Raw genomic sequence first — 22,333 nt, 5'->3', positions numbered from 1 at the left:
ATCCCTTATCAGTATAAAATAGCAATGGTACGATCGTCATGATTGCCCGGAGACCAGAAATCCAGCCAGCTAAGCAGGCATTCCTGTACTTCTGCGGGGGAACCGGCAAAGTTTACTTTCGCACCATCTTCATTGATGCCGTTCAGATCCTTCCACAGCTCGCGCCAGACCTCATTTTTCTGGAGATTGGCGTCCGTCTGGAACTTAGGATCAGTAATACCATCTGTCATCAGCAGCAATGCTGTGAAATCGGGTACTACTTTGAAGCGGATACGGTTCACATAAGCGCCGTTCGCGAAAATATCAGACATAGTGAGGAAACGCGTCTGTCCGGCAAACTCACCACTATCAGGCGTACCCATGACAAAAGCCTCGCCTGTAGTGTCCTGGTAGATGCCGATACCGCCATCCCCTACCCAGAAAGAGCTGATCACATAACCGGCAGCATATTTCTTCACCAGGGCAAAAATAAGGGTCGTGGCATAATCTTTCACTTCCGCTCCATTGTCCTGGGCTTCCTGTTTAATTTTTCCCTGTGCGATGAAAGCCAGCTTGCCGAGTTGCTCGATAAACTGTACGCTCACTTTTTTCTGGTTATCTTCACTGGGATCGCCAAGATAAGCAGCAATGGCTTCTTCCAGTATAGTAATCCTGTCGCTGGCAAGCAGTTCCTGGAAACTGGTCACGGCCGCTTTACACGCTATATTAGCCCCTTTGCGGCTGTATTTTGCAGAACCTGCACCATCGGCTACGGATATGATACCCCATCCCTTTTCAGCATTAAAATCGCAACCAAAGCTATCATCTCTGAACTTGCCTTCGTGCGCATGACTGCGTCCTCTCTTTGAAGCAATAACCAGCTTACGGTCGCCAAAAGGTAGCGTCACCGCGTCCTGATCGGGCTGCCAGTATTTATCTTCTTTATCAGAAGGCAGATACTGCCATAATGATTTCGGGTCCGGGTTCACGACAAGATGTATTTTCTTTTCGGAAAATGCTCTGTCAGCCGGATGATGCTTCAAACGGAACAACAGTGACAATATAAATTCGCCCTGCTGCTTTGGTGTACCGGAGATCGTATTGGTAGCTTCATCAAAAGCAATACCCAGTTCTGGTGGTATGCTCCAGTCAAAGTCGCCCATCTCCTGTAATCCCAATGCCACAGGATCAAATGTGAAACTGTATGCTTTATTTACCCTGCCATTTGGCATTGTAATATGCTTCTGCAGGATATCGTCGATCATTGATCTTTCTTTCCAGGATTCCACTATATCGTTTTGAGATTTTATAATCATCTGCACGGCCTGAAGGATATGTTCTTCCTGTATAAACTTTTCGAACAATGCCTGCTGGTTTTCCCTTACAGTATTGCCTTTGTGCCTCAGCAATGATTCTATAAAAGACTGATCGTGTTTCGTCATTATCCCTGAGTTCTGTTAATATCCAGGTGCCCGTCACCAAAGCCGTATTTGCCTTGTTTACCACACCAGGAGCAGGTACTTACCTCCTCCTGTCCTATGCAATGTACCTTTCCGCAGGAACAGACACTGAAACCGTACTGGTTACCGCAGCACGGACAGGTAGGAAATCCTTCCAGTTCATCAGTGCTCACCTTGCTGTTGAGCACACCGCCTTCGGCAGACAATTCAAAATACATATTATCTACAGGAAATGCACCGTTGAGGCGGTATCCCATAGACTGCATATCGAGCCCGCTGATATTTACAGGACGCAACCCTTTCTTATACTTGATCAGATAAGGTTTGCCGGTGTTCTGGCACTTGGCGGCAAAGATGGCGTAATTGGTATCTATGACTCCAGGCTTTACAGGTGGCAGCTTATCCACATCCACCTTTTCAATCACACCGTCGCTCAGCTTGGCTAGCTCTATACCAGAACCGTTGTTGCTGACGCTCACACTGCTGGATTTAATGGATGCAGTCACCCATCTGAAGAATTCTTTGTAGGACTGTGGCGTTGCGTTTTTAAATAACAATACCGTCTCTGTGAGTTCCTTCAGGGCACTCAGATTATTTTCATCTCCGAAGGAGATTGCAATCAGGTTTGATTTGTTTTGCCAGTTCTGCTTCCATTCACGGACAGCAGCGCTTGTATCATCAGTTGGTGTACCGTCTGTGAAAAGGAATACGATCGGTTTCCAGTCGCCTTTCTGTGTAGCGGTGGTGTGTATGGTATTCTTACGCATTTCATACATCAGGTGTCCCAGGCCATTACTGAGGGAAGTACCTGCGCCGATTGGGAACTTAGGCGGATAGAAGCTGATCACTTCCTGCAATGGTACTATTGTTTTTGCCTGACCGGCAAACACGATGATAGATACCCATGCAGTTTCCAGTGCATATGGGTCAGATTTCAACTCTTTTATGATGGCTGCAAGTCCTTCCTCAACAAACTGAATTTGTTCTCCTACCATAGACTCAGAAACGTCTATCAGGAAATAAATGGGTAACCTTCTCATCGACAAAAATAATTAAGTATGAGCAGGATGATCAGTAAGATGATCTGTGTCATATCCACAGACAATCCTGTACCTACCTGAAACGGCTTGATACCACTGAATAAGCTCAGTACGGGTTTGAAGATACTTTTGAAAAAACTGAATGCCTGCTTATAGGTGCCGGTTAAGCGCTCCTCATAAGGCAGCAGTTTGGAATATAAAAAGAGTCCTACTATCAGGATATTAACGATCAGATATAATAAAAACATTGGTATAGTTCTTTAATGTCATGCCGGCTGTACCGGTATGAGCGATGGTTATGTTGTACAGCGATTGCTGCCAAATCTTTTTAAATAATTACATGTACTTCTGCCGGTGGTGGTGGCAGTTGTATTTCTTCTGTTGTACCCACACTCTTATTGCCGGTACCGATAGATGCTGATACCCATTTAAAGAAGGACATCAGTGTTGAGCTATCTGCGGTATCGAGGTGTACAACATTATCAGTCAGTTCTTTCAGGAAACTGTCCTGCGCTTCTGCACCGGCGGCACAGGCGACCAATGCAGCAAGGTTTTTACTTTTCACTTTAGGCACGACTTCACGGAAAGCCGCCAGGTCGGAAGGCTTACCATCCGTCATCAGAAACAGTAAGGGGCGCCAGTCGCCTTTCTGCGTATCGCTGCCCTTTGCAACTTCCGCATCCAGTTTTGAGCAAAGCATTTCAAGCGCTGCGCCCATATTGGTGGGCCCTGATTCAGGCGTTGTGATCTCGGGTAACTGTAATGACTCCAAAGCAGTCAGTGGCAGCAGCTGTTTCACTTCACGATCAAACGTAATAATACTGATCCACACTGACTCCAGGGCAAAGGGGTCCTGTCTTAATTTTGACACCAATACCTGCAATCCGTTTTTCACTGCTTCTATACGTTCGCCGCGCATGGAGCCGGAAGTGTCAAGTAACAGGTATACCGGAAGACGTCTCATACTCTTATAATAATGTCAGGTCCATTAAATAATTAGGAATTACGAATTAGTAATTAGGAATTAGAAATTGAGAATACTATTCTCCATCGAAAGTTAAGAACAACAAGATGACAAGGTCATATCAGATAATAACGCATTTCAAAAGGAGAAAGCGTTTATTAACATTAATTCCTAATTCGTAATTCCTAATTCCTAATTGTCAAAATGCGCTTAAGCGTATTTTGAAAGGAACTGTTCCAGTCCGCCGCTCTGTCCAATACCTACCGCTTCAAAACGCCATTGGTTTTCGCGTTTGTAGATACGGCCGAATTCAACTGAAGTCTCGATAGAGAAATCTTCTCCCAGTTCATATTTCACCAGCTCTACATTTTTCGCAGCATCATAAATGCGGATAAATGAATTGCGGATCTGACCAAAATTCTGTTTACGCGCAGCTGCTTCATGAATGGTAACAACCACACAGATTTCTTTTACAGCAGGGTTAATAACAGAGAGGTCTACATGGATGGTTTCATCATCGCCATCACCGGCGCCAGTACGGTTGTCGCCGGAATGTTTTACAGCGCCATCAGGAGATTCCAGGTTGTTATAAAACACGAAATACGGATCTGATATGATCTTCCTGTTTTCACCTAAGAGAAATACAGAAGCATCCAGGTCACATTCTCCGCCTGTATGTGATTCATTGATATCCCATCCTAAGCCAATAGTGAATTTTGGTAATTCGATATTGGCTCTTTCTCCTTTTTGCAGATTGATTGCCATGATGGTATTTTTTTTTGAAGATGATCAAATAAAAAGTTTGCGTTGTTTCTGTACTCTTCCATCTGGTGATAATTATTACCAATGCAGCAATCCGCCAGCTCCTGCAGGAACCCATGCGTTTGTTTCATCAGCAATTTTTCATACTCAGCAAATGGCGCATTAAGTATGAATTTCACCACTCTTGTATTGAAGCGGAAGGAAGATGATCCTATCACGGCTTCAAGACTCTGTAAGGAATGTACACTATAGTAGTTTAACTTATTTTCTATGTTGGGATGAATATCCTGGTTCTGCAACTGTGCATAGTACAGGTAATAAGCATCGTTGCTCAGCCCGAATTTCTTCAGCAGATTCCGGATGATCAGTTCATGGCTACCCGTTATACGGATGTCATCTGTAAAGATCAGCGTTTTACCTGCAAGAAATTCCTTATCCAGATGGTATTTGTCATTGATGATCAGCGCTTTCCTGCTTTCCATATCCAGCGCGCCATAGTCAATGCTATAAGTTTTATAGCGATGGATCTTAGCGGTATCTGCCGGGTTATATCCCCTCATGCATAAATAACGGTTCAGCATTTTTACAAATGCTGTCGTCATATGATAAGAAGCAGTAGGGATAGTGGTATATGGGCTGGGTAACACGACCAGCTGTTCATTCTCTGACAATCTGTCTCCGTAAGTAGCAATGAAACCTGTAGCCAGTGCAGTACCGAATGCCTCCGCAACAGCGCCATCTCCAAATTTGAAGCAGCTGTAAGCTGCAGGATCAAACGGAAAATGAGCGTCATCTACAATGCTATGTAAGGCATAAACATCTTTCATGTAACAACTTGTTTAAGGGGTTATGAACAATGTCAGTCAGTGTTGCAGTTATACCCAAACGTTGTGCACCCTGAACATCGGCAAGCTGGTTATCACCCAGATGCCATACCTCCGTGGATAAAAGGTCTGTATGCAGTGAAGCAGCTTTGTCCAGCATCCGGTTGAACATTTGTACATCCGGTTTTGAATAGCCGGTTTCATCTGAATACAACTGAAATGCAAAAAGGGCGTCCCATCCCCATTCTGCCATTAGTTTACGTAATGTACGACCCTGAATAAATCCCGTGTTGCTCAGCAGGTTGGTTGTAATGCCCTGTTCCTGCAAAGCGGCTAACAACGTTGTTGTGTCCTCATACAAATGCAATGGAGCATACTGAAAGAAAAGTGCCTCGGACAAACTGTAGAATTCCTCCAGTTTGTCCGGGTGAACACTTTTAATATCTATTCCCAACAGGTGCAGACATAACAGATACATTTCGAATGTATGCACGTTGCGTCCGGTAATTTCGTTCATGTTGTTGATGAGCACATCTGTTTCTCTGAACACGGCTTCTACTTTTTCCGGCGCAAATGCCTCCAGGGAAAAGAAAGAGCGGAACAGAGCTGCACGCTTCGTTTTGAAGGAAGGATGCGAACGGATCAGCGTCATCCACAGATCGAAAGATACGTGCCTGATTTTTCCCATGTTACACGACGATATTCACTTCCGGTGGAGGCGGTGGCAATTCATTCAGTCCGGCTACTTCTTTATCGCCGCTTTCTACTTTCTGGCTGCCGGTGCTTACGGAGGCAGACACCCATTTGAAGAAGGCTTTGATCGTAGCGGCATCTGCCGTATCGAGTGAAACAACGGTATTGGTGATCTGCTTCAACAGGTTCACATCAGCGCCATTGCCCGCGGCACAGGCTACTGTAATACCTATTTTGGTATTCTGAAAGGCATTCAATCCGTTCTGCCATGTATCGGTGGGAATACCATCTGTCATCAGGAAAACCAGCGGTTTCCAGTCACCTTTTACGTCAGGAGTAGATTTTGCTACTTCCCTGTTGATACTGTCAGCCACCAGTTCCAGCGCGGAACCCAGAGAGGTACCGCCTGAAGCCTTTAATTCAGGCATCTGGAAAGAAGACAGATCTGTAAGCGGCACCAGCTGGCGCGCATCACTGTCAAAAGTGATCAGGCTGAGGAATGCAGTTTCCAGGGCATACGGATCCTGTCTCAGGGTAGAGATCAGTACCTGTACACCATTTTTCACAGCTTCTATGGGCTCACCGCTCATAGAGCCAGAGGTATCCAACACTAAATAAACTGGTAATCTTCTCATGAATGACTCTTATAGAAAGGGTTAATTAATAAACATAGTTCCGCAGGATTTCCACGAAGCTATCAGCTGGCTGAGGATCTCCCAGTGCTCTGAATTTCCAGGTACCGTTATTACGGTATACTTCTGCAAATACCAGTGAGCACATATTGTTATATGAAGCGTCTCCGGAGAGGTTAAATTTAGCGATCTCTTTTCCGCTGTTATCTACTGCGCGGATGAAAGCGTTTTCGATACCACCGAAGTGCTGGTTACGCTGACGGCCCTGGTAGACAGATACGATGAAAAGGATCTTCTCATATTTCGCGTCCAGGCTATCCAGTTTCACAATGATCTGCTCATCATCGCCATCGCCGGCGCCGGTACGGTTATCGCCTGTCAGCCAGATATTGCCTGACGGATGACGCTGACTGTTGAAGAAGATCACATCTCCCTGGTACAGGCTCAGGTTACGACCGTCGTTTGTCTGTACGGTTTTACCTAAGTCAGCTACTTTACCATTTTTATCAAGCAGGAACGCAATAGCATCCAGATCAAATTCCTCTTCCTTACCACCTAAAAGTTTGCCAAAAAAGCCGCCGCTTTTTTTACGCACGTCCCAACCAAGACCAATGGTTACAGTTGACAGATCGAAGCTTTCACCTTTATCATTTTTGCGGAGGTCAATGGTTTGTCCCTTAACTAAATTAATTGCCATAAAAGTTTTATTTCAATAGTGTGTTGATAGAATAGACTATTTGATGATTTGTCCTTTGTAGTATTTGCCCAGGAAATAAGCCAGGTCTTCTTTATATCCGATACCGGATGCCTCGAAACGCCATTTGCCATCTCTTTGGTAGAGGCGGCCGAATTCAACGCCCGTCTCTACGGAGAAATCTTCTCCCAGCTCGTATTTAGCTATTTCCTCGCCGCTTGCATCATCAACGATACGGATATATGAGTTTCTTACCTGACCGAAATTCTGTCTGCGTGTAGCAGCATCGTGGATGGTTACAACAAACAGTATTTCTTTGATATCAGCATTTACTTTGGACAGATCCACCCGGATGGTTTCATCATCTCCGTCTGCACTGTTTCCACCGGTAGGATCGTCGCCTGTATGGAGCAGGGCGTCATCCGGTGACGTGGTATTACCGTAGAATACAAAGTAACCTTCGCCAGGAATTAACCTGTTATTATCAATCATAAACGCGGATGCATCAAGATCAAAATCATTGCCCGTCCCCTCATTTGGATTCCAACCCAGACCTACGCTGATTTTGGAAAGCCCGATGTCGATTTTTTGTCCCTTCGATAAATTAATTGCCATGAAATCTTAAAGTTTGCAGGGTTTAAAATGTATAGTGATTATTGATTAACAACTGTTGCGATCATGCATTCAATACAATGTAGGTGATAAATATAACCAGAATATATCAGAACATGCTGCCCTGCATCAGGTTACAATTTGTGAATATATTTAAAATTATATATTCCGTGCCAATTTTAGTCATAAATATTTAGTTAAATCGGTAGTATGACTCATTTATCACCCATTTACACAGTTATTTAACATGTAGACGATTATCAGCGGTTTTTATTCTAAACCGATTTTCATACTTTAGGGCCGCCAAAGTGGAAAACCTAATGTCAATCACAGTAACACAGTTAAGCAAGGTATACGAAGAGCAGCGGGCAGTCAATGATATTTCCTTCTCGCTGAATAAAGGCGAGGTAGTGGGTTTTCTGGGTCCTAACGGGGCCGGCAAGAGCACTACCATGAAGATGATCACCGGCTACCTGCCTCCGAGTGGCGGTAATGCCAGCGTATGCGGCTATGATGTAGTGACGCATCCTATGGAAGTCAGACAGCGTATCGGCTACCTGCCGGAAGCCAATTCTCTCTATAAAGACATGTACGTCCGGGAGTTCCTCAGCTTTATCGCTGAAGTACATAAACTGGGCAGTAATAAGGAAAAACGCATTTCCGAAGTGATCGCTATGACCGGTTTACAGCCGGAAAGCAAGAAAAAGATCGGGCAGTTGTCCAAAGGGTACCAGCAGCGTGTTGGTTTGGCCCAGGCACTGATACATGATCCGGAAGTGCTGATCCTGGACGAGCCAACCTCCGGTTTCGATCCCAACCAGCTGGTAGATGTGCGCGATCTGATCAGGGAACTGGGTAAAACCAAGACCATCATGCTCAGCACACACATCATGCAGGAAGTAGAAGCCATGTGCAGCCGGGTTATCATCATCAATAAGGGTAACATTATTGCGGACGATTCCCTCCAGAACCTGCAACAAGGCGACCAGCAAAATGGTTATATCCAGGTATCTTTCGGCGCACCGCTTCCTGCAGAGGCGGAGCTGTTGCAGATACCGGGCGTAACGCGGGTAAAACAGCAGGACGGCGGTACATGGCAGTTATTTGCCGCTAATCTGGAAGATGTACGCAAAAACCTGCTACAATTTGCTTTGATAAGTAACCGGAACATCCTTTCTTTGCAGAGCAATTCACAAAGCCTGGAGTCAATCTTCAGGGAATTGACAAAGTAGGGGGTTCCCTGGACACTCAATATACCCGGGAAACCGATAACTTACACATTATCATATTAAAACAACTAAACGACAATGAGTACCATTTCATCAATCCATGCAAGGCAGATCCTTGATAGCCGTGGCAATCCAACTGTAGAGGTAGATGTAACCACAGAAGACGGTCACTTTGGCCGTGCAGCCGTTCCATCCGGTGCTTCTACTGGTAAACACGAAGCAGTTGAACTGCGTGATAATGACAAAGCCGTGTACATGGGTAAAGGTGTTATCCAGGCAGTAAACAACGTGAACGATATTATTGCAGAAGAACTGGTAGGATGGGAAGTGACAGACCAGGCCGGTATCGATAGATTCCTGATTGAACTGGATGGTACTGAAAATAAAGGTAAACTGGGTGCTAACGCTACCCTGGCTGTGAGCATGGCCGTTGCAAAAGCAGCTGCTGACGAAGCTAACCTGCCACTGTACCGTTACCTGGGTGGTGTTAACGCTACTACCCTGCCTATTCCGCTGATGAACATCATCAATGGTGGTGTGCACGCTGATAACAAAATCGATTTCCAGGAATTCATGATCGTTCCGGTAGGTGCGTCTTCCTTCTCTGAAGGTCTGCGCTGGGGTGTTGAGGTGTTCCATCACCTGAAATCCGTTCTGAAAAAGAAAGGTTACAGCACTAACGTAGGTGACGAAGGTGGTTTCGCACCAGAAATCCAGAGCAACGAAGAAGCGATCGAAACTGTAATCGCAGCTATCGAAGCAGCTGGTTACAAACCAGGTGAGCAGATCGCTATCGCACTGGACGCAGCAAGCAGCGAAATGTTCAATGACGCTGATAAAACTTACAAATTCTACAAAAGCTCCGGAAAAGTAATCAGCAGCGAAGAAATGGTTGCTTTCTGGGCTGAGTGGTGCAAAAAATACCCAATCGTTTCTATCGAAGACGGTATGGCTGAAGATGACTGGGATGGCTGGAAAAAACTAACTGAAGCTGTTGGTGCTACCGTACAGCTGGTAGGTGATGACCTGTTCGTTACCAACGTTAAACGTTTGAAAACAGGTATCGACCAGAGCATCGCTAACAGCATCCTGATCAAAGTAAACCAGATCGGTACTGTTACTGAAACAATTGATGCAGTGAATATGGCTCACAAAGCAGGTTTTACCTCTATCATGAGTCACCGTTCCGGCGAAACTGAAGATACTACCATCGCTGACCTGGCAGTTGCACTGAACTGTGGCCAGATCAAAACCGGTTCCGCTTCCCGTACTGACCGTATGGCTAAATACAACCAGTTGCTCCGTATCGAAGAAGAATTGGACAACGTTGCGTATTATCCGGGAAAATCCGTTAAATTTGGTAAGAAGTAAGAAACAACGCTCGATTGAGTCTCGTACGTCGAATTTCGGGATCTGATCTTTGATGACGATATTTTAATTAGTGGTCCATATTCGCCGGGTTTTGATTTACTTCAAAACCCGGCTTTTTTTAACATCGTCTTTAGTCACACACTATTTTATGCCAGGTTTAAAATCCATCAAACTGCCAGCTTACATGCGAAACAAATACTTCGTTTCCGCAGCTGCTTTTTTTGTATGGCTGGCATTCATCGACAGCAAGAATTTCCTCTCCCAGTACGAACTACAAACCGAAGTCAATAAACTGGAAGGCCAGAAAGCCTTCTTCATGGACGAAATTAAGAAGACCAGAAAAGAACAACAGGAACTACTGTCCAGCCCCGAAAAGCTGGAGAAATTCGCACGTGAAAAATACCTGATGAAAAGAGATAATGAAGACCTGTTCATTATTACAGAGAAAAACTAACGATGCCGGTCCACGTTACCGTTATTCCTTTGCCGTCCACCGTTCCGCGCAGTCTGGTTATCTTTGGTTTCGAAATATTTCACTTAGTCTGACAATACTTCATCCATAATCTCCGTTATAATATTAGCAACTAATCAATTGTATTAAAAATATATTGCATGGGGAATTCTACACACTCATTTTTTGCCTTAAATTCTGTAACTAATAGCGCCAATAAATTAAAGACAATGACTAATCAGGACCCGGAATTATCCCGTGAAGAGGAGCTGTGTCTGAAGCAGACCAGGAAAGCGCTCGATACCATTCGTTTCTCACCCAGACCAGAAACATTACAGGCTATCGCAGACTATGCGAAAAAGGCAACTACGCCTTCGAAATAACCTAATGAGTATCAAGGTACTGGCTGTAGGCCCGTAAAAATAATTACGGACACAGGCATCTCTACCACTACACATGTTGTGTATTTGCAGCATATGATCTTTGCCCTATCTTTACAGATATGACAAAGAAAGAGCGCTTTGCCTTCGTACTCAAGTATTTCGAAGAACAAGCTCCCAACGCGGAGACAGAACTCATTTACGACAATCCTTATCAACTGCTGGTAGCGGTGATCCTGTCGGCGCAATGTACCGACAAACGTGTCAATATGACCACCCCCGCTATCTTTCAGGCATATCCGGATGTGGCGGCGCTCAGTCACGCCACATTTGATGACCTGTTTCCGCTGATCCGCAGTATCAGCTATCCGAACAATAAGACCAAACACCTCATCGGTATGGCCCAGATGGTCGTGGAAGACTTTAACGGAGAAATCCCTGCCACCGTCGATCAACTGGTCAAACTACCAGGCGTCGGCCGTAAAACAGCTAATGTCATCACCTCCGTGGTACATCAGCAACCTAATATGGCCGTTGACACACACGTTTTCCGTGTATCCGCCCGTATCGGTCTGACAACCAATGCCACCACTCCCCTGCAAACAGAAAAACAATTACTTAAATATATTCCCACGGAAAAAGTGCATATCGCCCACCATTGGCTGATACTGCATGGCCGGTATATCTGCGTGGCCCGCTCCCCGAAATGCGAGGAATGCGGACTTAGGCCCGTATGCAAATATTACCACTCTCTCGTCCGGGGTAACTAACTGACTATTATGGGAAAACCCTTTCTGACAGCAGCCTGGCGTAACCTCCTCATGATCAATTTTGAGGCTGATCCAGCTGTACTGCAGCCACTTGTGCCTTATAATACCGAACTCGATACCTGGAACAATACACTATATATCAGCCTGGTAGGCTTCCTCTTTAAAAATACCCGTGTAAAAGGACTTTCCCTCCCCTTCCATCGCGATTTTGAAGAAGTCAACCTCCGTTTCTATGTCCGCTACAAAGAAGACGGCAGCTGGAAAAGAGGCGTCGTATTCGTAAAAGAGATCGTCCCTAAACATATGATCACTTTTGTAGCTAATACAGTATATAAAGAGAAATACGCAATCCATCCGATGCGCCATCAATGGCAGCATACACCCGATAACCTGTTGCAGGTCAGCTATGAATGGAAAGTGAAACAGGACTGGAATTTTGTAAAAGCAACTGCCGAAAAAGAAGCCCTCCCTATTACACCTGGCAGCGAGGCTGAATTTATTACAGATCATTACTGGGGGTATACACAGATGGCGGCTGCACGTACAGGAGAATATCAGGTCAGCCATCCACAATGGCGCACACACCGGATCATTGATTACAGCTACCGCTGTAACACAGCTGCTCTATACGGACCTGCTTTTGTTCCTATGTTGCAGCAGGCGCCGGTATCCGCATTACTGGCGGAAGGCTCAGATATCAGTGTCATGCCGAAAAAATTGCTGTAAATCATAACCATCCGTACTACTAATTTGGAATTTCGTTTATATTTTACTTATCTTTTGCCGTTAAAGTTTTATTACAGCGCATAAAGTCTAAAAATCGTTATGAAATTAGGTACTCGCTTTCAACTATCGTTCATGATGTTCCTGGAGTTCTTCATTTGGGGAGCCTGGTTCGTTACTATGGGAACTTTCATTTTTAAAAACCTGGCAGCAGGCGAAACCGAGGTGAGTCTTGCCTATCTGACCCAGTCTATCGGCGCCGTAATTGCTCCGTTCATCGTGGGTATTATTGCTGACCGTTATTTCCCTGCACAGATCATCCTGGGAGTTATTCACGTAGCAGGCGCTATCCTCCTCTGGTTCTGCGCAGGTGCTACCAACTTTGATAGCTTTTTCCCGCTGATTCTGACCTACATGGTACTGTTCATGCCGACACTGGCGCTGGTGAACTCCGTATCGTTCGGGCAAATGCAGGATTCCAGTAAAGATTTCCCTGTGATCCGTGGCTTCGGTACTGCCGGCTGGATCGTAGCAGGTATCACCATTGGTTACCTGGCTTGGGAAGAAAAAGGCATGCTGCCAAGCACCTTCAAAATGGCTGCTGCTGCATCTGCGCTTTTGGGTGTCTACAGCTTCTTCTTACCTAACACACCTCCTGCTAAAAAAGGACAGAAAATCTCTGTCGGTGAAATACTTGGTCTGGATGCTATCAGACTGCTGAAGAATAAATCTTACCTGATGTTCTTCCTGTCTTCTGTAGCGATCTGTATTCCGCTGGCCTTCTACTATAACTTTACCAACCCCTTCCTGAACGAGATCGGTATGAAAGCTGCCGCAGGTAAACAGGCACTGGGCCAGGCATCTGAGTTCATCTTCATCATGATCATGCCGCTGTTCTTCAAACGTCTTGGTGTGAAGAAAATGCTTGGTCTGGCAATGCTGTCATGGGTACTCCGTTATGTACTGTTTGCATTCGGTAACGTTGATGCAAACTACTGGATGCTGATCGGCGGTATCGTACTGCATGGTATCTGTTACGACTTCTTCTTCGTAACCGGTCAGATCTACACCGACCAGCTGGCAGGCGAACGTTTTAAAAACGCTGCTCAGGGTATGGTAACACTGGCTACTTATGGTGTAGGTATGATGATCGGATTCCTGATCTCTGCTCCTATTGTAAGCGCTTTCAAAACAGGAGAAGGTGCACACAACTGGACCAGCATCTGGCTGATCCCTGCTGGTATCGCACTGGTAGTAATGCTGTTGTTCCTGTTGCTGTTCCGCGAAAAATCTGAAGCTAAACAGGCGTAATACGTACTGTCCAAACATATTACACTCCGCAGTGAACTACCTATGTCAACCTGGTGTTTTACTGCGGAGTTTTTATTTCAGCCCTATCGTCATCACTTAATTCAATCAGATAATTATGCAACGTATTTCCATGTTAGGTTCCGGCTTTATCGGCCGCTTCTATGCAGACTCCTTACAGGGACAGAGAAGCCGGGACAAGATTGTCAGCATCTATTCGCGCAGAGAAGAGAGTGCGAAGAAATTTGCAGAAGACTATAATGTCGCTCACTGGACTACGGATATGGAAGCATCCATTGCACATCCGGATGTGAATGTGGTTTGTATTTCCCTTCCTAATAACCTGCACGAAGCAGCAGTAGCACTCTGCTGTAAACACAAGAAAGGCGTCATCTGTACCAAGCCCCTGGGCCGTAATGCAGAAGAAGCGAAACGTATGCTGGAAATGGTAGAAGCTGCCGGTATCTTCAACGGCTATCTCGAAGACCTGGTATACACCCCGAAATTCCTGAAAGCACTGGATAGCGTTAAAAGTGGCGCTTTGGGACGTATTCTCTGGGCTAAATCCAGGGAAACACACCCCGGCCCGCACAGCGAATGGTTCTGGGATAAAGAACAGGCAGGTGGTGGCTGTATCCTCGACCTGGGATGCCATTGCGTAGAGATTGCACGTAGCTTTATCGGAAAAGATATCAAACCGGTAGAAGTAATGTGCTGGGCAGATACACAGGTAAAACCCATCGATGCAGAAGACCATGCAATTGGTCTGGTGAAATATGAAAATGGCGCTATCGGGCAGTTTGAAGTAAGCTGGACATTCCGCGGCGGACTTGACCTGCGCGATGAAGTAATGGGTACTGAAGGTACTATCTGGTTAAACAGCTTCCTGCGTACCGGCTTTGATATGTTCACAACCGGTAAAGGCGCTGATTATGTAGCAGAAAAGGCAGAAAGTAACAGTGGCTGGCTATTCCCGGTAGGTGATGAACTGAATGAGCTGGGCTATAACCACATGTTTGCTGATATGTTCAATGCAATTGAAAGCAATCAGCCTGCACGGGAAACATTCTATGACGGATATGTAGTGAACGCTGTACTGGATGCTGCTTACCGCAGCGCTGCCAGCAAACAGTGGGAACCTGTAAAGCTGGATATTTGGCGTGGTCAGACTGGCTTAACGAAACCACAGACACTGGTAGACTACGATGCTGATCATTACCTGGTGAAAGAAGAGATGACCCACTTCGGCGCCAAGAAACTCATCCTGAAAGAGAAGAAAACAGGGCAGATCATTGAACGTACGATATAAGTAAATTAAAAAGGGACTTCTGAGAAGTCCCTTTTTAATGCAATATTTTTTTGTTGTCTGTTCAGCAGTATCAACTTACTCTGATAATATACGCCTTACCCAGTGTCTGCGATACCTCTACCTGTACCAGTGTCCCTTTTTCGTATTTATAGACGTTTTTTTTGCCCTCTGGCAGCAGCAGCTCATACAAACCATTACCGAGTGAGTTAAGCGTCAGAAAGATACCTAAAGTCTCAGAGAAGATCTTCGTGATCTGCCGGGGTTCCATGAAGTACATTTCACCTACGGAATGAATGATCTCTGCCGTGTTTAATACGGACTTCTGTCCGTTCAGTACCACAGAATAATTTTTCGCTTCCCGTTGCGTAACAATGGTTTTGTCATCTCCCTCTTTTCCTGAGCTTTTGATCACCTTCGAACGGACAAGAATGTTATTGTCGAAATCGCAGGAAATATCCAGGTTGAATTTCGCCAGCAGTTTCATGTCCACTTTACTTTGGATAGAGATATTGCGGGATGCGCCGTTTACTTTACAATGTGCAGTCACATTACCAATAATGTGATTACTGAAACGTATTTCGTAATTGTGCGTTTGGGCGTGTAACAATGCACTGTTCAATGTAAACAGGCAGATAAACAGTGTAGACCAGATGGCGCCTTTCATGATAAAGGTTTTGGCTATGTTGTAGTAATCCGTACTTATATAGCAAACGTGCAGTCGCCTGTTTTGTTATATAGTATTAAATATAATAAAAATCCCGCCCCGAAAGGCAGGATTCTATATAAATTATCATGAAAGGAATGGCTGCATTACTACTGCAACATCTCTTTGATCTTGATTACCAGTTCTCCTTTAGTAATAGGTACTCCCATTATTTTATTGTAACCAACTGCATCGATCAGGAACTGCTCACGGATGATCTTGATCAGCTGACCATTGTTGATCTCAGGAATCAGTACTTTATCATAGCTATGCAGTATTTCTGCCAGATTTTTAGGGAATGGACGCAGGTATCTGATGTGTGCGTGCGCCACTTCATGCCCTTCCGCCAGTAGTTCCAGTACAGCGCTCTTAATCGCACCATAAGTAGAACCCCATCCGAGTACCAGTACCTTACCTTTTTCAGGTCCGAGTTCGATCGTCTGCGGAGGAATATGATCAGCGATTTTGTCCACTTTCTCCTGACGGATACGCACCATTAACTCATGGTTTTCCGGATCATAGCTCACATTACCGGTAATGTTCTGTTTTTCCAGACCACCGATACGGTGCTCCAGACCCGGCGTACCTGGTACTGCCCATGGACGTACGAGGTTTTCATCACGGTGATAAGGCAGGAACTGCTCTTCGTGATCTTCCAGTCCTTTTTTGAACGTTACAGGAATAGCAGGCAGATCTTTGCTCTGTGGGAAACGCCATGGCTCAGCACCATTCGCGATATAACCATCACTCAGCAGGATCACCGGCGTCATATGTGCAATTGAGATGCGGAATGCCTCAAATACTGCGCTGAAACAGTCTGATGGTGTAGAGGCAGATACGATCGGCATCGGACACTCACCATTACGACCATAATAAGCCTGTAAAAGGTCAGATTGTTCTGTTTTGGTAGGCAGCCCTGTTGAAGGACCACCACGCTGGATATTGATGATCAGCAGTGGAATTTCCAGCATGACCGCCAGACCCATTGCTTCACCTTTCAGTGCCATACCCGGACCGGAGGTAGTTGTAACCCCCATATGTCCACCATAGGAAGCGCCAATTGCGGAAGTAATACCGGCAATTTCATCTTCCGCCTGGAAAGTACGGATACCAAAGTTTTTATAACGGCTCAGTTCATGCAGGATGTCGGAAGCCGGTGTGATTGGATAAGTACCCAGGAACAGCGGCAGACTAGCCTTCTGGCTGGCGGCGATCAGACCGTAGGCCAGGGCGGTATTACCAGTGATACTGCGGTAAGTACCTGGCTCCATACGTGCTTTTTCCACACGGAAACGGGTGCTGAACGCTTCTACTGTTTCCGCGAAGTTATAACCCGCATGTAATACCTTCAGGTTACTATCGAGGATATCCGGCTTCTTGCCGAATTTCTCATTCAGGAAGTTCTCGGTGCTTTCCATGTTACGGTCGTACAACCAATAAAGGAAGCCCAGTACAAACATGTTCTTTGCACGGTCTTTTTCCTTCATACCCATGCTTGATTCTTTCAATGCTTCACGGGTCATTTTGGTAACGTCCATGGTGTGCAGCTGATAAGACTGCAGGGAACCGTCTTCCAGCGGATTTACGCCATCAGGATAGTTAGCCAGACGCAGGTTCTTGGCATCGAAACCATCGGTGTTAGCGATGATGATACCACCCTTTTTCAGGCTTTTCAGGTTAGCTTTCAACGCAGCTGCGTTCATCGCCACCAGTACGTCACAGGCGTCGCCGGGAGTGAAAATACGGTTAGAGGAAAAGTGCAGCTGGAAGCCGCTCACGCCTGCAAGGGTTCCCTGCGGGGCGCGTATTTCTGCCGGGAAATCCGGGAATGTGCTAAGGTCATTGCCGATCAACGCGGTGTTATTGGAAAACTGCGTACCAGTCAACTGCATACCGTCTCCACTGTCGCCAGCAAATTTTATCACTACATCTTCTATCTGTTGAACCGAAGTATTTGACATTGAATATCTTATTTAACTATCCTTTGTTTTTCAGGCTGTAAATTTAATAATTCGGCAGGTAGTAACCTCCGGATATATTAAAGCGCGTAGCCAAGGTCAGGGAAGACAAAAGTACACAAAGTCAATAGACTTTTCCGAAGAGAGCTATATAGTTTAATGTTATGCCGCATAACTTTAAGTAATTATGCGACCCGGCACTCAAGGTGCGCTGCTTACAGTCTGCCTGATTTTGACCGCAAAGCTATGGCAGCTTTGCTTTCATTGTTTATGTATTCGGGAAATTGATTCCGCCCTTTCTGTTTTTGTGCCAATGCCCGCCAGCAGAAGGTCCCAATACCGGGAAAATATGGATTGTGCAACAAATACTTAGCTTTTTACATTATAATCCCCTATAATAAGTGACTGAAATTCTCCCTGAAATTGTACTTTCGTAGGGACTAAACCTTTTTTATCATGGCATTATTTGGATCCAGCAGTAACCCTATACTGAGTGACAAGACACTACAGAAAGCAGGTTCTCAAAGCACAGAAGGCACCATGACCATCAATGGCACCATTGGCAAAATGGCCTTCTTATTAGCATTGGTAGTAGCCGCAGCAGTTTATGCATGGGGCGTTCCGGGCAGAAACCAGAATCCTCTTCCGTTCCTTTACGGCGGTATGATCGCTGGTGTCATTATCACCCTCATTATTATGTTCAAAAACGAGTGGGCACAATACCTGGCGCCGGCTTACGCACTTGCGGAAGGGCTGACACTGGGCGTACTTTCCGTACTGTTCCACAACCTCTATAATGGTATCGTATATCAGGCAGTAGGGCTCACCTTTGGTGTTTTCGCCGCTATGCTGATCCTGTACAGAACACGTATCATCCGTGTGACGGAAAGGTTCAAACAGATCGTTTTTACCGCTGTTGCAGGTATCGCTATATTTTATGCATTAGCCTGGATCCTGAGCATGTTCAACGTGCGCATTCCATTCCTGCATGAAGGCAGCCCTATCGGTATCATCTTCTCCCTGGTGGTGGTTGCAGTCGCTTCCCTCCGCCTCTGTATTGACTTTGATTTCATCGAAAAAGGTGCGCAGCAGCGCGCTCCGAAATACGTTGAGTGGCTGGCCTCTTTCGGTATGCTGCTGACCCTGGTTTGGCTGTACCTGGAAATCCTGAGTCTCCTCGCCAAACTGAACAGAAGATAAACTCTTTTAAATAGATGGATAGTACAAAAGCCCGCACCAACGTGCGGGCTTTTTGTTGGCAGTATGCGCCATTTTGTTGTGTACGTTCTCCATTCTGACATGACCATTTTTCACCTGCTGGCAGGTTTATGTTAAGGCATAATCCCCTATTGTTAAAGCCTTTGTAAAGGAATGTTAAAACACCTCCCGAGGATTATGTAACTGACCCGGTGGCATGGTAATTGATCTTTTCTATACGAAGTTCTTTAGTTGATTTCATCAGCAGATATGCTTACACCACAAGGCCATACTATATTGTATAACCTTAAATCGAAACATATGAACAAAGTTCAGGTAAGCATATTCGCCCTTGCAGTTTCAGCAATTGCAACCTTCTCTTTCCGCAATATGGAAGGAGGTTCCATCACCGGTAAAGTAACACCGCTTGACGGAGCCAGTACCGCCTGGGCCATTTATGGCGCAGATACACTGAAAGCCGATCTGCTGGACGGCACATTCAACGTGCAGGGCGCGAAGGTCGGTAACTACACCGTGATTATAAGTGCAAAGCAACCATTTAAAAATGTGACGCTGAGCGATGTAAGAGTGGAGGAAGGAAAAGTGACCGATCTGGGCGAAATCAAATTAGAACAATAAACAAGAGCAATAGTTGGTTTTCATAGGGGTTAATCAAAAAGCCGGTTCCATACGTCCGTATGGCCGGCTCTTTTTTTTGTACATAATGAGCCCGTTTAGGGGTACTTCTCTCATTTGCCGTTATAATGTTCAAAGTCCCCTGAAAAGATGAAAGCACTGAACTATAAAAGCATTTTTTACGGCAAATGGAGCTCCGCCGGCTGGGAGCTGCTTTTACTCGCCTTTTTCAGCATTGCCCTGACAGCCTGTAACAAGGAAGTCATATCGGGCTCAGGCATCGTTATTACAGAAACAAGACAAGTCCCGGCATTTTCAGACGTAGTTGCTGAGGGATCCTTCCGCGTACATTTAAGACAGGAGGCCGACGGTCCCGTTGAAGTAACGGCCGATGACAATGTCATGCGGGCTATTGATACCTATGTCAGCGGCAGCACCCTCCATCTGCGCATTAAAAGCGGCGTCAAACTGCATACGTCCAGAGATGTCGATATCTATGTAAACTCCAGCCAATATTACGGGGTCTCCTTTTCCGGCGCCGGTAGTGTAGAAAGCCTGGATACGATCAAAACCAACCGGTTTTCCTATAAAATGGATGGAAGTGGTAACGCCCGTTTCAGAATAGTAACTGACAGATTGGATACAGAAGTAGATGGCAGTGGCAACATACAGCTGTTTGGCAGTGCCACCAGCTTTCACAGTGAGATCAGTGGCAGCGGAGATATCAGCGGACTGGACCTGAATTGTCAGGATGCCAATCTCTCTGTTAAAGGATCAGGTAATCATACACTAAGCGTATCACATTCCCTGGATGTCAGCATACGGGGTAGCGGAGATGTCAGGTACAAAGGAGCCGCTACTATCAGAACAGATATAAAAGGATCAGGAAGAGTTATCAAATTATAAATACCGAAAGCGTCACACATGCAGGCTGGTTACATAACAGCATTTTCAGGTACTGCCAGCACTTTTGTGAGCAGGAATAAGGACAAAACCTATTTTTGCACTATGCCCGAAAATGCAGAACTACAGCAATTACTAATGGAGAATGAAGATGCCTTTATGGAAGCGCTCTTCAGGACCTACTTTTCATTTGTCTGCAAGACTATCTACCGTATTGTCCAAAGCAATGCGACAGCGGAAGACCTTGCACAGGATGTGTTCATTAAGATCTGGAACCGGCGCGCAGAGCTCCACCAGGTATATTTTAAAGCATATTTGCACAGAGCAGCTATCAATATGGCACTGGATTATCTTGATAAAAATAAACGCAGAGGTGTACATATGCCCATGGAGGAATATATGGAACCTGTACAGGCAGCACCTGCCGGTCAGAGCCTCCATCAAACCACCCGGCATATACAGCAGGCCATTGATAAACTGCCCGAAAAATGCAGAGAAATCTTTATCCTCAGCCGTTATGAAGAACTATCCTACCGGGAGATCGCCACTACGCTGAATATATCTGTAAAGACCGTCGAAAACCAGATGATGACAGCGCTTAAAAAACTACGGGTATCCCTCCAGGACTATTTACAGGTATTCATTCTGTTTCTGGCAGGCAGCGCTATTTATCCTTTACTTTTACAATTTTAATGTATGTCATACACCTTTGACCATATAGAATCGTTGATTGTGCGCTCGCTGGAAAGCAGCCTGAGTGACGCCGAGCAGACAACCCTGCAAAGCTGGCTGGAGGAGGATGACGCCAACCGCCGCTATTATGAGGAATTGCGTAAAACATGGGATCTCACTGGTAGTGCCGATGATAATATCGTGCCTGATATTGATGCAAACTGGGCATCCTTTAACCGCAAGCTACAGCATGGTAAGCAACAACAACCTACGGCGATTGTAAGAAACATGAACAGCTACCGCGGGCTTATCCGGGCTGCTGCAGCCGTGTTATTACTTGGAGGCGTTGCAACAGCATATTTTCTGTTGAAAGGCCCTGAACAAATGACGGTGCAGACAGCGGCCAATGAAACCAATATCATTGTACTGCCTGACGGTTCCAAAGCATTCATCAATAACAACAGTACCCTGCGCTATGCAAAGAACTTCAATAAAGGAGAAAGGGCTATACACCTGGAAGGCGAAGCTTTCTTTGATGTGGTAAAAGATGATGCGCATCCTTTTGTGGTGTATACACCGCAGACGCGAACGCAGGTACTCGGTACTACTTTCGATGTGAAGGCCTACACCGTACAACCGGTGGAAGTATTCGTGCTGAGCGGAAAAGTATCAGTGTCCGGACAGGAACAGCAAACCAAACAGGTAGTATTGACGGAAGGCCGGAAAGTAACTGTGGGCAAGGACCAGCAGCTGGCAGAAGATGCTATTTCCAACCATGATTTTATCGCATGGAAAGACAATATCATGGTCTTTAATGACGAGCCAATCAGCCATGTCATCAAAAAAGTAGAAGCATTGTATGATGTGAAAATCGTGGCAGATGAGAATGTACAGGAATACACGATCAGGACCAGGGTAACACCGGGTCAGCCATTAGAAGAGGTATTGAATACAATTGCGGCGAGTGCGAATGTGAACCTGACGAAAGAAGGAAGTGTGTACAGACTGGGTAAATAAAACAATGCTTAGTGATAAATAAAAAAAGGTGGTCTGTCAAACAGAC

Annotated in this window: 25 protein-coding genes; 13 read left to right on the top strand and 12 right to left on the bottom strand. The window is 45.5% G+C overall.

The features are described from left to right. Window positions 1-8 precede the first annotated feature (8 nt). The 10 genes from CPIN_RS05810 to CPIN_RS05765 form a co-directional block, all read right to left on the bottom strand. Window positions 9-1,421 (bottom strand): PP2C family serine/threonine-protein phosphatase, encoded by a 1,413-nt coding sequence (locus CPIN_RS05810; protein WP_012788847.1) that lies wholly within the window; start codon window positions 1,419-1,421, stop codon window positions 9-11. Then, complete coding sequence (locus CPIN_RS05805) at window positions 1,421-2,479, bottom strand: TerY-C metal binding domain-containing protein (protein WP_012788846.1); 1,059 nt, start codon at window positions 2,477-2,479, stop codon at window positions 1,421-1,423. Before CPIN_RS05805 ends, CPIN_RS05810 begins: the two co-directional genes overlap by 1 nt. Further along, window positions 2,476-2,727 carry a YggT family protein gene (locus tag CPIN_RS05800; RefSeq protein ID WP_012788845.1) on the bottom strand — a complete coding sequence of 84 codons (252 nt, stop codon included), beginning with the start codon at window positions 2,725-2,727 and terminating at the stop codon, window positions 2,476-2,478. The genes CPIN_RS05805 and CPIN_RS05800 overlap by 4 nt, the downstream gene beginning before the upstream one ends. Before the next feature lie 80 nt (window positions 2,728-2,807). Further along, a complete protein-coding gene (locus CPIN_RS05795; RefSeq protein ID WP_012788844.1) occupies window positions 2,808-3,443 on the bottom strand; it encodes a vWA domain-containing protein in 636 nt (211 codons plus the stop codon). A 210-nt stretch (window positions 3,444-3,653) separates the two neighbouring features. Further along, window positions 3,654-4,208 (bottom strand): TerD family protein, encoded by a 555-nt coding sequence (locus tag CPIN_RS05790; RefSeq protein ID WP_012788843.1) that lies wholly within the window; start codon window positions 4,206-4,208, stop codon window positions 3,654-3,656. Further along, a complete protein-coding gene (locus CPIN_RS05785; protein WP_012788842.1) occupies window positions 4,142-5,032 on the bottom strand; it encodes a phosphoribosyltransferase family protein in 891 nt (296 codons plus the stop codon). Before CPIN_RS05785 ends, CPIN_RS05790 begins: the two co-directional genes overlap by 67 nt. Further along, entirely contained in the window at window positions 5,007-5,717 is a 711-nt protein-coding gene (locus CPIN_RS05780) for an HAD family hydrolase (RefSeq protein ID WP_012788841.1), read from the bottom strand. The genes CPIN_RS05785 and CPIN_RS05780 overlap by 26 nt, the downstream gene beginning before the upstream one ends. Window position 5,718: 1 nt before the next feature. Continuing rightward, on the bottom strand, window positions 5,719-6,357 hold the full coding sequence (locus CPIN_RS05775) for a vWA domain-containing protein (protein WP_012788840.1): 639 nt from the start codon (window positions 6,355-6,357) through the stop codon (window positions 5,719-5,721). 25 nt (window positions 6,358-6,382) lie between these two features. Then, window positions 6,383-7,051 carry a TerD family protein gene (locus CPIN_RS05770; protein WP_012788839.1) on the bottom strand — a complete coding sequence of 223 codons (669 nt, stop codon included), beginning with the start codon at window positions 7,049-7,051 and terminating at the stop codon, window positions 6,383-6,385. A 36-nt stretch (window positions 7,052-7,087) separates the two neighbouring features. Continuing rightward, window positions 7,088-7,663 carry a TerD family protein gene (locus CPIN_RS05765; protein ID WP_012788838.1) on the bottom strand — a complete coding sequence of 192 codons (576 nt, stop codon included), beginning with the start codon at window positions 7,661-7,663 and terminating at the stop codon, window positions 7,088-7,090. A 317-nt stretch (window positions 7,664-7,980) separates the two neighbouring features. Here CPIN_RS05765 and gldA point away from each other — a divergent pair, with 317 nt between their 5' ends. From gldA to CPIN_RS05725, 8 genes are all read left to right on the top strand, one after another. Continuing rightward, on the top strand, window positions 7,981-8,892 hold the full coding sequence (gene gldA, locus CPIN_RS05760; protein WP_012788837.1) for a gliding motility-associated ABC transporter ATP-binding subunit GldA: 912 nt from the start codon (window positions 7,981-7,983) through the stop codon (window positions 8,890-8,892). 75 nt (window positions 8,893-8,967) lie between these two features. Beyond that, window positions 8,968-10,260 (top strand): phosphopyruvate hydratase, encoded by a 1,293-nt coding sequence (eno, locus tag CPIN_RS05755; protein ID WP_012788836.1) that lies wholly within the window; start codon window positions 8,968-8,970, stop codon window positions 10,258-10,260. Between the two features lie 184 nt (window positions 10,261-10,444). Beyond that, the gene (locus CPIN_RS05750; protein ID WP_222838183.1) at window positions 10,445-10,714 is read left to right on the top strand and encodes an FtsB family cell division protein; all 270 of its coding nucleotides are present in this window, start codon (window positions 10,445-10,447) and stop codon (window positions 10,712-10,714) included. Between the two features lie 227 nt (window positions 10,715-10,941). Beyond that, entirely contained in the window at window positions 10,942-11,094 is a 153-nt protein-coding gene (locus CPIN_RS38900) for a hypothetical protein (RefSeq protein WP_186774289.1), read from the top strand. 119 nt (window positions 11,095-11,213) lie between these two features. Further along, window positions 11,214-11,861 (top strand): endonuclease III, encoded by a 648-nt coding sequence (gene nth / locus CPIN_RS05740; protein WP_012788833.1) that lies wholly within the window; start codon window positions 11,214-11,216, stop codon window positions 11,859-11,861. A 9-nt stretch (window positions 11,862-11,870) separates the two neighbouring features. Next, the gene (locus CPIN_RS05735) at window positions 11,871-12,587 is read left to right on the top strand and encodes a YqjF family protein (RefSeq protein WP_012788832.1); all 717 of its coding nucleotides are present in this window, start codon (window positions 11,871-11,873) and stop codon (window positions 12,585-12,587) included. A 99-nt stretch (window positions 12,588-12,686) separates the two neighbouring features. Beyond that, entirely contained in the window at window positions 12,687-13,895 is a 1,209-nt protein-coding gene (locus CPIN_RS05730) for a nucleoside permease (protein ID WP_012788831.1), read from the top strand. A 115-nt stretch (window positions 13,896-14,010) separates the two neighbouring features. Next, window positions 14,011-15,201, top strand: a complete 1,191-nt coding sequence (locus CPIN_RS05725) for a Gfo/Idh/MocA family protein (RefSeq protein ID WP_012788830.1) — start codon at window positions 14,011-14,013, stop codon at window positions 15,199-15,201. Between the two features lie 70 nt (window positions 15,202-15,271). Here the strand turns inward: CPIN_RS05725 and CPIN_RS36380 are convergent, their stop codons facing one another. Together CPIN_RS36380 and CPIN_RS05715 are read right to left on the bottom strand one after the other, a co-directional pair. Continuing rightward, window positions 15,272-15,865 carry a DUF6134 family protein gene (locus CPIN_RS36380; RefSeq protein ID WP_012788829.1) on the bottom strand — a complete coding sequence of 198 codons (594 nt, stop codon included), beginning with the start codon at window positions 15,863-15,865 and terminating at the stop codon, window positions 15,272-15,274. 149 nt (window positions 15,866-16,014) lie between these two features. Beyond that, on the bottom strand, window positions 16,015-17,865 hold the full coding sequence (locus CPIN_RS05715) for a 2-oxoacid:acceptor oxidoreductase subunit alpha (RefSeq protein WP_012788828.1): 1,851 nt from the start codon (window positions 17,863-17,865) through the stop codon (window positions 16,015-16,017). Window positions 17,866-18,318: 453 nt separating this feature from the next. Here CPIN_RS05715 and CPIN_RS05710 point away from each other — a divergent pair, with 453 nt between their 5' ends. The 5 genes from CPIN_RS05710 (at window position 18,319) to CPIN_RS36375 (ending at window position 22,287) form a co-directional block, all read left to right on the top strand. Continuing rightward, the gene (locus tag CPIN_RS05710) at window positions 18,319-19,062 is read left to right on the top strand and encodes a Bax inhibitor-1/YccA family protein (protein ID WP_012788827.1); all 744 of its coding nucleotides are present in this window, start codon (window positions 18,319-18,321) and stop codon (window positions 19,060-19,062) included. 318 nt (window positions 19,063-19,380) lie between these two features. Beyond that, on the top strand, window positions 19,381-19,698 hold the full coding sequence (locus CPIN_RS05705; protein ID WP_012788826.1) for a peptidase associated/transthyretin-like domain-containing protein: 318 nt from the start codon (window positions 19,381-19,383) through the stop codon (window positions 19,696-19,698). A 147-nt stretch (window positions 19,699-19,845) separates the two neighbouring features. Further along, a complete protein-coding gene (locus tag CPIN_RS05700; RefSeq protein ID WP_012788825.1) occupies window positions 19,846-20,601 on the top strand; it encodes a head GIN domain-containing protein in 756 nt (251 codons plus the stop codon). A 102-nt stretch (window positions 20,602-20,703) separates the two neighbouring features. Continuing rightward, window positions 20,704-21,291, top strand: coding sequence for an RNA polymerase sigma factor (locus tag CPIN_RS05695; RefSeq protein WP_044220936.1), 588 nt, complete (start codon window positions 20,704-20,706; stop codon window positions 21,289-21,291). A gap of 3 nt (window positions 21,292-21,294) precedes the next feature. Continuing rightward, window positions 21,295-22,287, top strand: a complete 993-nt coding sequence (locus CPIN_RS36375) for a FecR family protein (RefSeq protein WP_012788823.1) — start codon at window positions 21,295-21,297, stop codon at window positions 22,285-22,287. Window positions 22,288-22,333 lie beyond the last annotated feature (46 nt).

The organism is Chitinophaga pinensis DSM 2588 (assembly GCF_000024005.1).
Classification (GTDB): Bacteria; Bacteroidota; Bacteroidia; order Chitinophagales; family Chitinophagaceae; genus Chitinophaga; species Chitinophaga pinensis.
The sequence above is the reverse complement of the archived record's forward strand: the minus strand, read 5'-3'. Positions and strand labels throughout refer to the sequence as shown.